Source organism: Vagococcus sp. WN80Y (genome assembly GCF_059621045.1).
In genome coordinates, this window is record NZ_JCAQHY010000171.1 from 42,040 (window position 1) to 56,547 (window position 14,508).

At 37.3% G+C, this 14,508-nt stretch carries 15 protein-coding genes; 4 read left to right on the top strand and 11 right to left on the bottom strand.

What is annotated here, in order from left to right:
• Nucleotides 1–27 precede the first annotated feature (27 nt).
• Nucleotides 28–483, top strand: coding sequence for a hypothetical protein (locus AC5KOD_RS18525; RefSeq protein WP_496916077.1), 456 nt, complete (start codon nucleotides 28–30; stop codon nucleotides 481–483).
• A 222-nt stretch (nucleotides 484–705) separates the two neighbouring features.
• Here AC5KOD_RS18525 and AC5KOD_RS18530 read toward each other — a convergent pair whose 3' ends face one another.
• A complete protein-coding gene (locus AC5KOD_RS18530; protein WP_496916078.1) occupies nucleotides 706–2,073 on the bottom strand; it encodes a deoxyguanosinetriphosphate triphosphohydrolase family protein in 1,368 nt (455 codons plus the stop codon).
• A 306-nt stretch (nucleotides 2,074–2,379) separates the two neighbouring features.
• Here AC5KOD_RS18530 and AC5KOD_RS18535 point away from each other — a divergent pair, with 306 nt between their 5' ends.
• Nucleotides 2,380–3,237 carry an Rgg/GadR/MutR family transcriptional regulator gene (locus AC5KOD_RS18535; protein WP_496916079.1) on the top strand — a complete coding sequence of 286 codons (858 nt, stop codon included), beginning with the start codon at nucleotides 2,380–2,382 and terminating at the stop codon, nucleotides 3,235–3,237.
• A gap of 370 nt (nucleotides 3,238–3,607) precedes the next feature.
• Here AC5KOD_RS18535 and AC5KOD_RS18540 read toward each other — a convergent pair whose 3' ends face one another.
• The 3 genes from AC5KOD_RS18540 to AC5KOD_RS18550 are packed head-to-tail and all read right to left on the bottom strand — an operon-like array spanning nucleotide 3,608 to nucleotide 5,807.
• Nucleotides 3,608–4,012, bottom strand: a complete 405-nt coding sequence (locus tag AC5KOD_RS18540; RefSeq protein WP_496916080.1) for a hypothetical protein — start codon at nucleotides 4,010–4,012, stop codon at nucleotides 3,608–3,610.
• 22 nt (nucleotides 4,013–4,034) lie between these two features.
• Nucleotides 4,035–5,180 (bottom strand): ArgE/DapE family deacylase, encoded by a 1,146-nt coding sequence (locus AC5KOD_RS18545; protein WP_496916081.1) that lies wholly within the window; start codon nucleotides 5,178–5,180, stop codon nucleotides 4,035–4,037.
• An 18-nt stretch (nucleotides 5,181–5,198) separates the two neighbouring features.
• Nucleotides 5,199–5,807 (bottom strand): hypothetical protein, encoded by a 609-nt coding sequence (locus tag AC5KOD_RS18550; protein WP_496916082.1) that lies wholly within the window; start codon nucleotides 5,805–5,807, stop codon nucleotides 5,199–5,201.
• Between the two features lie 100 nt (nucleotides 5,808–5,907).
• On the opposite strand from AC5KOD_RS18550, the gene AC5KOD_RS18555 reads away from it, so the two are divergent.
• The gene (locus tag AC5KOD_RS18555) at nucleotides 5,908–6,480 is read left to right on the top strand and encodes a TetR/AcrR family transcriptional regulator (RefSeq protein ID WP_496916083.1); all 573 of its coding nucleotides are present in this window, start codon (nucleotides 5,908–5,910) and stop codon (nucleotides 6,478–6,480) included.
• 53 nt (nucleotides 6,481–6,533) lie between these two features.
• Here the strand turns inward: AC5KOD_RS18555 and AC5KOD_RS18560 are convergent, their stop codons facing one another.
• The gene (locus tag AC5KOD_RS18560; RefSeq protein ID WP_496916084.1) at nucleotides 6,534–7,895 is read right to left on the bottom strand and encodes an Nramp family divalent metal transporter; all 1,362 of its coding nucleotides are present in this window, start codon (nucleotides 7,893–7,895) and stop codon (nucleotides 6,534–6,536) included.
• Nucleotides 7,896–8,064: 169 nt separating this feature from the next.
• Nucleotides 8,065–8,613 (bottom strand): TetR/AcrR family transcriptional regulator, encoded by a 549-nt coding sequence (locus AC5KOD_RS18565; RefSeq protein ID WP_496916085.1) that lies wholly within the window; start codon nucleotides 8,611–8,613, stop codon nucleotides 8,065–8,067.
• Between the two features lie 139 nt (nucleotides 8,614–8,752).
• On the opposite strand from AC5KOD_RS18565, the gene AC5KOD_RS18570 reads away from it, so the two are divergent.
• Nucleotides 8,753–9,736: an aldo/keto reductase gene (locus AC5KOD_RS18570; RefSeq protein WP_496916086.1), complete on the top strand. Its 984-nt coding sequence runs from the start codon at nucleotides 8,753–8,755 to the stop codon at nucleotides 9,734–9,736.
• Nucleotides 9,737–9,800: 64 nt separating this feature from the next.
• On the opposite strand, the gene AC5KOD_RS18575 is transcribed toward AC5KOD_RS18570, so the two are convergent.
• From AC5KOD_RS18575 to deoC, 5 genes are read right to left on the bottom strand one after another with little or no spacing between them, the layout of a single operon-like run.
• Nucleotides 9,801–10,853 (bottom strand): alcohol dehydrogenase catalytic domain-containing protein, encoded by a 1,053-nt coding sequence (locus AC5KOD_RS18575; protein ID WP_496916087.1) that lies wholly within the window; start codon nucleotides 10,851–10,853, stop codon nucleotides 9,801–9,803.
• Nucleotides 10,854–10,876: 23 nt separating this feature from the next.
• A complete protein-coding gene (locus AC5KOD_RS18580) occupies nucleotides 10,877–11,902 on the bottom strand; it encodes a Gfo/Idh/MocA family oxidoreductase (RefSeq protein ID WP_496916088.1) in 1,026 nt (341 codons plus the stop codon).
• A gap of 35 nt (nucleotides 11,903–11,937) precedes the next feature.
• Entirely contained in the window at nucleotides 11,938–13,311 is a 1,374-nt protein-coding gene (locus AC5KOD_RS18585; protein WP_496916089.1) for a PTS fructose transporter subunit IIC, read from the bottom strand.
• Nucleotides 13,312–13,324: 13 nt separating this feature from the next.
• Entirely contained in the window at nucleotides 13,325–13,768 is a 444-nt protein-coding gene (locus AC5KOD_RS18590) for a PTS sugar transporter subunit IIA (RefSeq protein WP_496916090.1), read from the bottom strand.
• Between the two features lies 1 nt (nucleotide 13,769).
• Nucleotides 13,770–14,465 carry a deoxyribose-phosphate aldolase gene (deoC, locus tag AC5KOD_RS18595; protein ID WP_496916091.1) on the bottom strand — a complete coding sequence of 232 codons (696 nt, stop codon included), beginning with the start codon at nucleotides 14,463–14,465 and terminating at the stop codon, nucleotides 13,770–13,772.
• Between the last annotated feature and the right edge of the window lie 43 nt (nucleotides 14,466–14,508).

Here is a 14,508-nt window from a genome sequence, read left to right on the forward strand (position 1 = left end):
TTAGTATGGAGGTGAGGAGGGATTACATTGCCTAAAAAACTTAGCAAAGCTAGTCGCTTAATCAGTCACATGATCTTTATTTTTGCTTTAACCGCCTTTTTACTTTTTTTACTAATCAGAGTATTGGATTTATTTATTAAAAATGTTTCGAATGAATCTGTTTTGTTAGAATTAATTCAGATAAATTTTAAGGAACTGTTTGTTTTCGGTTTCTTTCTACTGCTCATCTTATTTGTGACATGGCTATTATTTACACTTATCATTTTTTTAATTAGCCTTGCTCTACCAATTAGTTCCTTAGAAATTGAGCGCTACACTCTTTTTTTAGAAAAATTGACGATTGCTCTATTTCCAACCCTACTACTAGCTGGATCACTCAATGCAGATTCCTTTACTTTGGTCACAAGTCTCGTTTCCTTTTTTGCAATTTTTTCGTTTGTTTTTAAATCGCACACAAAAGAACATCCACCACATAAGGAATGAAGAGGTTATAAGAAAAAATAAATTGCTCGATTTCCTTCTTTCAATTTCCTTAATCCTTTCTTCCAACTATCGTTACTCATTGTTCACAGCAATTTCACATTTGCAAGTTATTATATATGTATACCAACAAACAACCCTAACAAAACTTTTTCATTATTTACTCCTCCAAAGTAAATAAAAAATCTCCTTTAGCCCTCAGTTCTCCAACTGAGGGCTATTCTTTTAGTTTTGAATCATTTCCCCTTGCTTTTCATATAAGGTCAAAGCTGCTTCATCAGTTAAATCAGACAACGTATCTACTAACTGCAATAGTAGGTAATACAACCTATCTCCTTCAGCCATATTTGATACCTCTTTAGATTGAGAATCTATCGGCCAGAGGTTGGTCCCTTTTTCGCTTATTTTCCGTTGATTAAGATTAATAATCGATGATACAAATCCCTCTAAAAGCTTGGTCATAATGGTAACACTCGTTGTTTCTGAGGCCATTAATTGCTGATGTTTTAGTATTCTTTCCACTTTAAAAGATTGTAATCCTCGCATTAACGGCTCAATATCTGTCTCAAAAAATAAATCCTGAGGATAAGTTCCCATCATTATTTGACGGTAATTTTGACTAAAAGAGGTTGCCACTGTGTTAGTTAAGCGTAACCTCAATTCCTCTAACCATAAGCAAAAGATCGATTCTTCCTGAATTCTCTTACTAATCTCCTGCCCCTTCCAGCCTAAAAATTCTCTTACTTGAGACAGCTGACCATAACTTAAATCCAGCTCATTTACAAATTTTTGTAAATAATTGAGCAAATCTAAACTACTAACTAATTCACTTTCCACTGCTTCCTTTATTATCGAAACCACTTCAACTAAATCAATCGCCGCGTCTAAAATCAATGCGAGTGGATGTGGCATCGCCAAGGTATTCACTTTTTGAACAACTTGTTGATAAAATTGTGACTCGCTTTGATAATAGCCTAACTTATGAGGCTTGTTTTCTCTATAAAATTTAACTGGATATGGTAAAATCGTGTTTAGAATAGGATAAGTCAAATTCAATTTGGTCAGACTAGCTTCATCATGCATCTTACTAACTCTCCTGAAAGTTTGAGATCGCGCATTGAGGTGCTCCAAATCATAGCGCTGCTCTACACTTAGCAAATCTATTACTTTTTTATCCTTCACTGTTAACTTAGATAAATTTTCTTTGAACCACTCCCTAATGACACGTTCACCAACGTAACCAAAACACGGCATTCCCACCTCATGTAGTAAAGCTGATGCACTAACTATTGCTGACATTTTAGCTAGCTGATTTCTCGATATGTCTTTTCGTGTGGACCGTTCGCCAAATTTATGAACAATCATCTTCGCTGTATAAGAAACCTCCAAAGAATGTGTCATACTTGTACGAGTCAATTCCCAAAAATCAATTGGAAATCGATGCGTCTTCTCACCTAATTGTTGAAATTCTTTGGTTTTTATAATTTTTACTGAGTCCATGTTGTACGCACTTTCTGGGCGCAAATGGATGATATTGTTAGTGTTATAACGTGCATCAGTCAATAATTGTTGCCAATTCATCATATGTGACATACTATCACTTCCCAGATTTTTTATCATCGTTATCACGTTTTTAGCTGTGGATATAGAGAAAAACAAAATTAGTGACTCGATGAGAGACACTAATTTTGCTTTTCATACAGTATCTTAAGATACAATCTAATTAATTAGCCACCAATTATTACTAAAATTCCGCCTGTAGCAACAATTAAAGATGTTCCTAATAAAACCAACATGAAAAAACCTCCTTTCAAAAAAATACTCTCTATATTAGTAATAGTATTATATAATATAAGAAAGTAGCACTTTTTTTCATATATGAAAATTGGAGGTGAAATTATGAATTATGGTGAGTACTTTAAAATCCTCAGACTAGAGAAGAAATTAACGATTGCAGAAACCTCAACAGGTATTATGTCTGTCTCTTTACTATCCAAATTTGAGAGAGGTTTATGTGAAATTACGGTTTCTAAGTTCGTTAAAATACTCGAACGAATTAATGTTACCCTCGGAGAATTTGAAATGTTAGTTAATAACTATGAAAAAACTTCTCTTGATAAACTAATAGATTTAATTAAAGATAATTACTACAATAGAAATACAGCTAAAGTTGCCTCCATTGTAGCTAATGAGTTGGAAGCATGGAAAAAAAGTAATAATCAACATCATCGATATAATTATACGATGCTGTCGATTGTTAATGATGATTTGAATGACACACACTATACATCAGAAAATGATATTGAAGCATTAACCGACTACCTTTTTTCAATTGAAGACTGGACTTATTATGAGCTTATTTTATATGGTAATTCTTTGTCTGCCATTAAACTAGATGCAATGATTCTTTTGTCAAATGAATTAATAAGAAAAACAGGTTATTCTCAAAATAATACCAATCATCGAACACTCATTATTCAAACATTACTCAACACAATTATTGTTTGCTTAATGCAAGATCATTTAGAGTCGAGTGTTAAATTTCAAAAAGATGCGAAGTATTTAATTAACTCTGAAACACTACTTTATGAAAAAAATGTCTTGCTATACTGTGAAGGTCTTTATCAATACAAAAAAGGAGAGCATAACGAAGGAAAGAAAAAAGTGGAGATGGCTATCACAATTTTTATGCAACTTGATTCTACTAACTTGGCAATTAGTTATTCTGAATATTTTAAATCAATTCAGGTTGATTAGGCATTCAGCTATTTTTTTCATAATAAATTCTTCATATTACTCTTGATTATTGGTCACAACATTTTCATAGCTACACGTTATTATATACCTATACCAACAAACCCTAACAAAACTTTTTTAAAATCTAACAGGGCGATGGTGGGACAAGGGCCTCACTCTCATTTTATTTCACGTATATTATGCAACAAACGCGTTCCAAAAGTCGCTGACTACGCTTCACTTCGTTGTCCTAAACTTCTAAACAACTAAAGTTAAGGCTCTTCGTTATCCTAAACACTAAGCAACTAAATTTGCAAGTGTTAAGGTATCGAAGTTTACGTAGCGCTCGGAGCAAAACAACTTTATATCTCAGCTTCGCCCTATTAGATGATTATTGTTCTAGCTTTTTAGCCTTTTTCAGAATCTTTTTCGCTTCATGTAAGGCTTTTTTTTGTTCCAAATAGCTTTTAGCCATACTGTCAGAGTCATCTATTTCTGCTAAAGTTTGATCTAGTTTATCAAACTCCTGATCAATTTCTTGAACGAGCGATAATTCTTCTTCTGTTTCATAAACCACCTCATCGACAGCAGCTGCGACTTCTTGATCCACCATTTTTACGACTTTCTTGGCTTTTCTAGTGATGACTCTTATCTCATGAATGGCTTTTTCTTGTTCATAGAAATGTTTGAGCTTACTATTTGTTTCATCCATCTTTTCTAACGTCAGCTCTAAATCATTAATTATCCGAACAATCTTAGTTAGCACATTCACTTCTTTTTCTTCAATTTTGGACATACTAGTTTCCTTCTTTCATTGTCTATAAGTATTTTTCAGCAATTAATTTATACGTGTCAATCATATCCAAATAATTATCAACTAGGACATACTCATTAACTTTATGTGGCAAATCAGGTTGTCCTGGTCCAAATACAACAAAGTCAAACGGATTTTTACTCTTGGTAAATTCAGCAGCATCTGTAGTCCCCGCAACACCAAAGAGTGGCATGTTATTTCCTGTTTTCTGTTGTTGAACCTCTTGAATTGTCGTAATTAAATGAGAATCTTTAGCCGACTTAACTGGAATTTTATTGTAATCAATTACCAATTGCAACTGAACGTCTTTCTCTGAATTCACTTGTTCAATAGTTGTTTGTAACAGCTCAATCAACTGGTCGTTATCAAAAGCCGGGATTGACCGAATATTCCCTTGAACTTTGGCTTCACCGGGAATACTGTTCACTTGATTGCCACCCTGAATCACCGTTAAGTTATGAATGGTTCTGCCTAGAACATCGTCTTCATAAGACGCGGTCACTTTAGCCATTTTTTGATTGATCTCATCCATAAATCGAATCAAGTTATTAATCGCATTAATACCTTGTTCAGGCATAGAACTATGGGCTTCTTTCCCAATAGAGGTTACCGTGTAATTAATTGATCCCATATGTGTATAAACGAGATTATAATTGCTTGGTTCGCCAATAATTAAGCCAGTTAAATCATCTGCATAGCCTGCTTTAGTTAACTGCTCCGCCCCAAGTTCACCGACTTCTTCACCGACAGTTGCTAACAAACGGATTTTCCCTTTCAATGCCACTCCTGCTTCTTTCAACTCAATCATAGCAATAACCATCGCAACTAAGCCACTTTTCATGTCAGTTGAACCACGTCCATACAGTTTGTTCCCTTCAATATGCGCTGAAAAAGGATCGTAAGTCCATAACTGAGGATCTCCAGGATCAACCACATCCATGTGGCCAGTAAACCCTAAAACATCTTGATCTCCTTCACCAATTTCTGCCACTAAATTACTGCGATTTTCTGCATAATCAATTAGCTTAGACTCAATCCCATGCTTCGCCAATAATTGTTGCAGATATAGCGCTACTTCCTTCTCATTGCCATTAATTGATTTGATTTTAATCACATCTTGTAAAATACTAATTCGTTCTTCGTTTGTCATATTAAGCCCTTCTTTCATTTATTTTGATGGTTTTAAGTGTTTCAATTTATCAACTAACTCTTGCTGTTTAGCCTCTGCCATGGCCCGCCATTTAGCTTTCTTTTCTTGTTTCATTTGAGCATGAGCTTCTTTCGCTAAATGTCTTTCAAGCTCTTGGTTTTCATATATTTCAGTTTGAACATCGACATAGCTTTTTCTAATAATTTTTACTGCGCCCTTTTTAATTAATTGATGATCTAATAAATCAGGATCTATCTCTTCGACAATGCTGATTAATGCTAGCTTATTTACTTCTAATTCACTTCCTACTTGTGTTAAAACACTTTGGTTATCATCTAAATCACTTAAATCAAAACCAGAACCAATCGTCATGCCTAAACCACTTCCTAAAAGAATGCCAACTGGTCCACCTAAGATACCAAGTAACCCGCCTATCAATCCACCTGTCGCCCAGTTTTCTTCATACTGGCTTAAGTCAAAGCCATCTTTTATTTCCAATTTGCCTCCAGTATTTTTAATAATACCAGCAGCAATAATATCCAGCGACTCACTATCCTGTTTCAATTGAGACAAACTTTCATACGTCCGACTCTCTTCATTAAAAATTGCAATGACGACATTTTTCATCGTTACCACATCCTTCACATTAATATTGGTTCCTTACATTCTTTATAGTACAATATGACTAGATAGAAAAGAAGACACAGAAAGGGACAGTGATGTAAATTTGGACACATCTAACAAACTGTACATAAATCATCCGTATAATCTGGATGAAAAGCTGACCAATAGTCATAAGCATCTCGTAAAAGCCTTATATAATTTAGTAACTAAGTACCCTTTCGATCATATTTCTGTTAAAGACATTTGTGAAGAAGCAGCCGTTAGTCGCTCCAATTTTTATAATCATTTTGATGATAAATATCATTTACTATTGTTTTATCTCAATACTCTCCATCAGGATCTCCAAAATAAATTAGACTTTACAGAAAACTACATGATCTTCGATGAATTTTTAACTCATATTCATACGCATCGAGAGTTCTTTCGTTCCTTAATTTCATACGAAAACGGCAGTGAGCTGCGTTGCCTTCTGGAAAGTGCGCTCTATGAAGATCTTCAAAATTTTCTATGGACAAAAACCACCTTGACCGATCAACAAACGCAACATTCCTTGACTGTCCATGCGGTATTTCTAACAGGTGGCATCAGCAATACCATTCAATGGTGGGTTCTAAATGATTTTCCAATTTCACTTCAAGAAATGAGTCAGATGATCAATCAATTTATCACTAATTAGAAGTAACATTAAAGGATGAAGCCAACATTTTTTGGCCTCATCCTTATGTTTTTCTATGCAAAAGTTGATATGATTAAATAGATATTTAAGCCTGTTAAGGTGATGGTCAATAGCCACGCTAAGACCGTGACAAAAATCGAATTTTTGAATTCACCCATCATTTTTTTACTACTAGTGAAAATGGTGAGAGGTAACATCGAAATAGGTAACGCAATACTTAAAAATACCTGCGTGTAGATTAATAATTTTTCGACAACCTCTTCGGAATCTCCAAATAACAAAATACAGATAATAACTGGGATAACCGCTAAAAAGCGGGTAACTAATCGTCTCGCCCAAACAGGCATACTAAGCTTGATATAACCTTCCATCACAATTTGCCCTGTTAACGTTCCGGTAATTGTAGAGTTTTGCCCAGAAGCTAATAAAGCGACAGCAAAAAGGACACTTAAAATAGGAGAGGCAATATTCCCGACAATTGAGTGATCAGAAAGTGCCCGATAAAGAGAGCCTAAGGTGGTCAAATGATCACCATTGCCATGAAATAAGGCTGCTCCTAAGGTTAATAATAAACAATTGATCACAAACGCAATGGTTAATTGAAGATTAGAATCAATTCGCGCAAATTTAACCGCTTCTTTCAATTCCTCTCTGTTTTCACGGTCATATTGACGTGCTTGTACAATGGATGAGTGCAAGTACAAATTATGCGGCATAACCGTTGCCCCAACGATCCCCAAAGCTAAAAAGAGGGCACTTTTATTTTCAATAATTTGTTTTTGTGGCACAAAGCCTCTTAGAATATCTTGAAAAACTGGCTCTCCCAACATTACTTCATATAAGAAAATAACTAGAATAGTTGCAATTAAAACCGAGACAATTGCCTCAATTTTTCTAAAGCCCAATTTGGTCAGCATTAATAATAGAAAAACATCAAGAACGGTAATAAACACGCCTAATAATAACGGGATGCGAAACAATAAATTCAACGCAACCGCACTCCCTATAACTTCAGCAATATCAGTTGCCATAATCGCCAATTCAGTAATTAACCAGAGGACAATCCCTAATTTTTTTCCAGTTTTCATCCGAATGGCTTGCGCTAAATCAAGTCCCGTCACAATTCCTAGTTTAGCTGACATGTATTGAAGCAGCATCGCAATTAAACTTGAAATTAAGATAACTGATAATAGCAAGTAACCAAATTGAGCGCCACCAGCAATTGATGTCACCCAATTACCTGGGTCCATATAGCCAACAGCGACTAGGGCCCCTGGACCAGAATAAGCTAATAGTTTCTTCCAGAATCCCGCATTTTTAGGAATTGAGACTGTATTATTAATTTCGGGCAAACTTAACCCGTTAAGTTTAGTGGTGATAAAGTGTTGATGTGAATCACGATTATCATTTTTCATAGGAATACCTTCTTCGTTTTTTAGGTCTACCTAAATTTTACTCCTGTTTAATTATTTTGACAAGTCCTTAATCCGTTTTTATTACACCTTACTGAGCTAGAGTGACTATCAACCTAATAAATAAGAGATAAATAACGATCATTTATGCCTATAAAAAGCATGAGTTTAGTTAGGAAAACCCTTTTTTCATAAAGTTAACAATTACCTCGGCCATCTGCTCTGGTGGTCGAACAGGTTCTTCTTCAAGCCAAAGTGACACACAATTCCAAAACCCTCCTGCCTTAAAAGCAACTGCAAAGGGCGCATTACTTGAAGTAGTCGTCATCAACCCAAATTTCTCGCTAAATAACTGAATATAATGACTATAGCTAACCAATAAACGATCAAATAATTGATGCTGTTTTAATAATCTAAGAAACTCTAAATGTTGAGCTAAAAAAGTAAAATGCTGTTTTGTTAAGGTAAAATCATCTCTAAGAATTTCTTCATCAAGCGATTCAATATATGAGCTTACTAGGGTATCGATGTAATAATCAAGCACGTCTTCCTTTGTTCCAAAATGCCGATAGAAGGTTCGCCGATCTAATTGTGAGTGATAGGCAATCTCTTGAACCGTAATTCGATGAAAATCTTTTTCCTCCATTAATTTTAGCAATCCTTCAACAAACCACCGCTTGGATTGCCGTGTTTGCCGGTTATTATGTTTCTCTTTTGCCATGTCTCTCCTCCCTGTCTCAATTACAGTCATTTGTAGCACTTACTCTCAAACCATTGTGCTTTGCCTCACTAGCATTATACAATACATTTTATAGCTGACTCAAATATCACAACTATTTTATCTGAAAGAAGGAACTTTTATGACACTTACATCGCTTCAGCCTTTAGGAAACTCTGACTTACGGCTATCACCAATTGGTTTAGGTTCTTGGCAATTTTCTGGCTCCCAAGGAATTGGTTCACGCTTTTGGCGCACTCTTTCTGATGAGGAAATCACCCTGCTCATTGCCGCTTCCATTGACGGCGGAATTAATTGGATTGATACAGCTGAGGCTTATGGAAAAGGCTATTCCGAGACCAGTATTGCCAAAAGTCTTCAAAACTTAGAGAAGGAGTCTTCATCATTTAGCGCGCCATTTATCGCTGACAAGTGGTGGCCTTTAGGACGAAAAGCGCATTCGATTCAAACCAGTATTGATAAACGAAGAGAAGCTTTAAATTATCGCACCATTGATTTATATCAGATCCATCATCCAACCTCTATTTCTTCCATTGAAAAACAAATGATTGCTATGAGTTCATTAGTAAACGAAAAGAAAATTCGTTATGTTGGCGTCAGTAATTTTTCTGCCAAACAAATGAAAAAGGCTCACAGTGCTCTTGAATCTCAAGGAATTAAACTTGTCTCAAATCAAGTAAGATACAATTTATTTGATCGCTCGATTGAGCATAACGGCATTCTTGAAACAGCCAAAGAACTAGGAGTCGCTATTATTGCCTATTCACCTTTACATCAAGGACTGTTAACAGGGAAATTTCACGCCAACCCTAACTTATTAAAACATCTATTTCCACTTAGAAAAATCCAGTATCAACTAACCTTAAAAAATCTAGAAAGAACTACACCCCTCATTAACGGTCTAGCTAAAATTGGTAATACTTACGATAAAACAGCCACACAAGTAGCTTTAAATTGGCTGATTAATACTAATGGCTCAATGACTTTTGCTATTCCAGGTGCCAGTAAACTTCACCATGTAAAAGAAAATGTTGAGGCGATGTCTTTTAAGTTAACTCAGAAAGAATGTCAATTCTTGACTGACTTATCCAATGAATTGTCTTAATTATCTCTTTCTAAAAAAACTCTACTATATCTCATTTGACATAGTAGAGGACTATTATTATAGGTTAATCAAAAACAATTACATTTTTCAAGCCTACAGATTTCACCGCATTGTCTAACGCTTGGTCAAATGCTTCAATTGGAAAAGTTCCAGTAATTAATTTTCCAAGCGGGACACGACCGCTTCCAACTAATTTCATCGATGTCCGGTAGGTTTCAAGACTCGCCCGTGTACATCCAAAGACTCGCAATTGTTTATAGTGTAACGTATTTGTGTTGAGTGAGACAACCTCTCTGCCTTTTGGTAAGCCACCAAAGAAAAGCAAACGGCCGTTCATTGCCATGTAATCAAAACTAGCTTCTTGAGCTTGTGGTGCTGGTGCTGCGACAATGCAAAGATCTACCCCTCTTTGATTCGTTTCTGTCATAATTTCATTTAGCAAGTCACCACTTGAAATAGTGATTAAGTCTGGAACTAGCTCTTTTGCTGCTTTTAAGCGCGCTTCTTGGAGGTCATTCATAATAACTTTATACGCCCCTTGACTAAAAGCTAGCATCGCGTGCATAATCCCAATTGGACCTGAACCGATGATTAAAACTGTATCACCAGGAAAGACCCCTGCAATTTCTTGACCATTTAAGACACAACTAAAGGGTTCGACCAAGGCCGCTTCCGCTAGCTCAATATCATCTGCTAAGAGTGTAATATTCCCTTGACGAATGGCCTTTTCTGGTATGACCATATACTGAGCAAATCCTCCAGGAAGATTAATTCCAAACGCATCATAATTGGCACATAAGTGAGTATTACCACTGACACATTGGTCACAAGTTCCACATCCAATATTCGGAGCAATCGCAACCCTCATACCTTTTTGATACATTGTCACCGCCGAGCCAACGGCCTCAATCACACCAGCAATCTCATGCCCTAAGGTCAAAGGATGCTCCTCGTCAACATTGGTATAGCCATTTTTATACATCCGAACATCCGTGCCACAAATAGAGGCCGCTTTGACTTTCAATAATAAGTCATTTTCACCATAATGAGGGATTTCTACATTATTTATTTGTAAGTTTTCGCTCCCTAATAATTGGGCTGCTTTCATCATTGTCATCCTACTTCTTCCTTTCTTACTACCTACTGTTCGTCAGCATAAACCACTCGTTTTTCGAGTAACGAGGTTAGACCTAAGCTAACTAATTTTACAGCCATCTTGCCATCGTGACCTGTTACTAATGGTTCAGTATCAGTTATAATGGCATCAATAAACGCCTGATCTTCGCGAATATAGGCGTCATCAAATAGATAAGTCCAACTGTGCATGGCTGGACGAATCAATTGCCCATTACTTGTTGCGGTGACGATTTTTTGCTTATGCTGTTCGCCAATCATGACATTCCCTTTGGTTCCGAGAATTTCAACGCGAGCATCGTATCCATATTGGACATATTGAGCGCCGTCAATCGCCCCAATATTGCCATTTTCAAATGACAGAGTCATCGCCACAGTATCGTAATAATCAGGATAATCAGCACTCACTTCTGGCGAGCGATAATTTCCACCAACTGCGTAAATACTCGATACTTCACTCTCTGTAAACCAACGCAACGTATCAAAATCATGACTATTCACTTCTCCAATCGGGCCACTACTGTTGCGAATATCAAACATCCACGGCTTCGGATGACTTGGTCCTCGAGTTAATGATTTAACTAACACTACCTCACCTATTTCACCTGACTGTACTATTTCCTTAGCTTGTTGAAAACTTTCATCAAAACGACGCATAAACCCTACCTGAAGTTTCACTTTACTTTTACGAGCCGCCGCGATCATTTCATCGCATTCACGTTCATTCATTGCTAGGGGCTTTTCGCATAAAATATGCTTCCCTGCCGCCGCTGCGGCTAGTACAATTTCCTTATGAAGAATAGTGGGCGTCACAATAACAACTGCATCAATCGTTGAATCAAGAACTGCTTCTTGATAGTCGGTGTACGTAACCTCAACCCCCAGCTCTTTTTTTGCATTGGCTAAGGCTTCAGCCGAGGGATCACAAATTGCCACTAAAGAGGCATTATTTATGCGGGAGGCAAAGTTCTTAGCATGAATCATCCCTGCCCGACCAATCCCGATTAAACACACATTTATTTTTTTACTCATTGTTTTCGCCCTTTCCTCTCAAAATTTTTTCACTTTTACGCTGGTTGCTTAGCTCGCTTGACAACGGTAACTAAAATACCACTAATAACCGTTCCAATTGCTAATGCAACAATGTACATCAAAACATTCGTTACCGCACCGGGAATTAGAAAGACGAAGAATCCTCCGTGGGGAACTGCAATCCCACAATTAAATAACATTGACAACGCTCCTGTAATCGCAGAACCAACTGTAACCGAACCCAGAACACGTAGTGGATCAGCTGCAGCAAACGGAATAGCCCCCTCAGAAATAAATGATAGTCCTAAGACCCATGCTGATTTTCCTGCTTCACGTTCTTCCTTCGAATAAAGTGCTTTACCCAAAATCGTTGATGATAACGCCATGGCTAAAGGTGGGACCATTCCTGACACCATCACAGCTGCCATAATCGTACTTGTCTCACCATTTCCTAAATTAGCCAAAGAGGCTACGCCAAAAAAGTAAGCCGCTTTGCCGATTGGCCCCGCTAGATCGATCGCCATCATGCCACCAAGTAACAGCCCCAATAAAATGGAGTTCATTCCTGACAAGCTGTTTAACCAGTTCATAATCCCATTATTTAAAGCTGTCACAGGAACGCCTACCACAAATTTCATAATCAATCCAACAACTAAAACTGAAATAACAGGTAAAATTAGAACAGGCAGCAACCCTGAAAAGGAAGCAGGTAATTTAATATATTTTTTTAATAATAAAATGGTATAACCTGCCAAAAAACCACCAAGAAGAGCTCCTAAAAAACCTGCATTCATATTTGAAGCTAACATCCCTGCGACCATTCCTGGTATCAATCCCGGACGATCTGCAATTGAGAACGCCACATAGCCACCTAATACTGGCCACATAAGTCCCATCGCTGTGCCACCCAGCTCATTGATGACTTGTGCCAAAGCCCCTTCAGAGTTAATCCCACCGAAAGCAAAGGCCAGTGCGATACAAATCCCACCAGCGACAACAAATGGAATCATATAAGATACACCGGTCATCAAGTGGCTATATACGCCGTGAGCTTTTTTACTTTCAGCAGGTGACTCAGCTGATACCTCTTCTTTTTTCACCTGATAAACAGGGGCAATTAACGCTCGCTCCAGTAAATTCGGTCCATCATTAATTGCCTCGGTCACATCAACAGCAATTAATTTTTTGCCAATAAACCGCTCTTTATTAACAGAGGTGCTAGCAGCTATAACTACTGCATCAGCCGCTTCAATCTCAGCGCTAGTCAAGACATTTTCTGCACCAATTGAGCCCTGTGTTTCAACCTTTATCTCATATCCTTTTTCTTTAGCCGCTTGTTCCAACCCTTCCGCCGCCATATAAGTATGGGCAATCCCAGTTGAACAAGAAGTAATTCCAACAAGTTTCATTTTTTACTCCTTTCTAATCTAAGGCCGCATAAATCTCATCAGTAGTCGTAGCTGTCAACAATTTATCACGTATGTCTTGGTGCATTATTTTTCGAGATAGTTGGCTAAGTATCTTTAGATGCTCGTCAGTAGAATCGGCAGGTACAGCGATTAAAAACATCAGATAAACAGGCTTTCCATCTAAAGAATCATAGGTAACCCCAACATTTGAACGACCAAAGCATAGACTTGCCTTACTGACTCCCTCAGATTTCCCATGAGGAATTGCCACCCCCATCCCAATGCCTGTTGTACATTCTTCTTCTCGTTTGAACACCGCTTGAATAAAAGCCTTTTCATCATTTAATACTCCTTTGTTTGCCAACAAAGAAGATAGTTCTTTAATCGCCTCCTGTTTTTCAGTGGCTTTCAAACTCAACTCGATAAATTCTGGTTGTAATAATTCTGCTAATCCCATGTTATCCCCCCTTAGTCAGTAATGACTGATATTCTTTTACGATTTCAATTCCTGAACTAGTTCCTAAACGCTCTGCTCCAGCATCGATCATCGCCTGTGCCGTCTGATAATCTCTGACACCACCAGCCGCTTTTACTTTAACCTCCTCACCAACAATCTCTTTCATTAGCTTAACATCTGCAATCGTTGCGCCAGAAGTTCCAAAGCCAGTAGAGGTTTTAACAAAATCAGGTTTAATCTCTTTAGCTATTTGACAGACTTGACGCTTCTCTTCATCGGTCAAATAGCAATTTTCTAGGATAACTTTTGATAGCACCTTCGCCTTGTGACACTCAGCAACAATATCACTCATTTCTTTTCTAATATAAGCCAGATGACCATTTTTTAACTCTCCAATATTAATCACATAATCAATTTCATCCGCGCCATCCGCAATCGCTTGTTTAGTTTCAAATACTTTCGTTTCGATTGTTGTTTGCCCTAAAGGAAAGCCAATTGCCGCTCCCACGTGAACAGGGCTGCCCTTTAAAAAGTCTGCACATAAACGAACCGGTGACGAATTAATCGCAACCATTTTAAAGCCGTACTCTCTTGCTTCACGGCACAGGATCTCAAAATCCTCTTCTTTAGCAAAGGCCTTTAGCAACGTATGATCCACTAAATTTGCTAATTCTTCAACTGATAATTTTCCCGTCATTCTGTTCCCTCCAATGATTTCATTTACAAGTTCATCTTAACAC

Coding starts and splice junctions, on each gene's coding strand:
- AC5KOD_RS18530 (WP_496916078.1), bottom strand. CDS start 2,073: ATGTCACATATGATGAATTGGCAACAATTATTGACTGATGCACGTTAT.
- AC5KOD_RS18535 (WP_496916079.1), top strand. CDS start 2,380: ATGAATTATGGTGAGTACTTTAAAATCCTCAGACTAGAGAAGAAATTA.
- AC5KOD_RS18540 (WP_496916080.1), bottom strand. CDS start 4,012: ATGTCCAAAATTGAAGAAAAAGAAGTGAATGTGCTAACTAAGATTGTT.
- AC5KOD_RS18545 (WP_496916081.1), bottom strand. CDS start 5,180: ATGACAAACGAAGAACGAATTAGTATTTTACAAGATGTGATTAAAATC.
- AC5KOD_RS18550 (WP_496916082.1), bottom strand. CDS start 5,807: ATGAAAAATGTCGTCATTGCAATTTTTAATGAAGAGAGTCGGACGTAT.
- AC5KOD_RS18560 (WP_496916084.1), bottom strand. CDS start 7,895: ATGAAAAATGATAATCGTGATTCACATCAACACTTTATCACCACTAAA.
- AC5KOD_RS18565 (WP_496916085.1), bottom strand. CDS start 8,613: ATGGCAAAAGAGAAACATAATAACCGGCAAACACGGCAATCCAAGCGG.
- AC5KOD_RS18570 (WP_496916086.1), top strand. CDS start 8,753: ATGACACTTACATCGCTTCAGCCTTTAGGAAACTCTGACTTACGGCTA.
- AC5KOD_RS18575 (WP_496916087.1), bottom strand. CDS start 10,853: ATGACAATGATGAAAGCAGCCCAATTATTAGGGAGCGAAAACTTACAA.
- AC5KOD_RS18580 (WP_496916088.1), bottom strand. CDS start 11,902: ATGAGTAAAAAAATAAATGTGTGTTTAATCGGGATTGGTCGGGCAGGG.
- AC5KOD_RS18585 (WP_496916089.1), bottom strand. CDS start 13,311: ATGAAACTTGTTGGAATTACTTCTTGTTCAACTGGGATTGCCCATACT.
- AC5KOD_RS18590 (WP_496916090.1), bottom strand. CDS start 13,768: ATGGGATTAGCAGAATTATTACAACCAGAATTTATCGAGTTGAGTTTG.
- deoC (WP_496916091.1), bottom strand. CDS start 14,465: ATGACGGGAAAATTATCAGTTGAAGAATTAGCAAATTTAGTGGATCAT.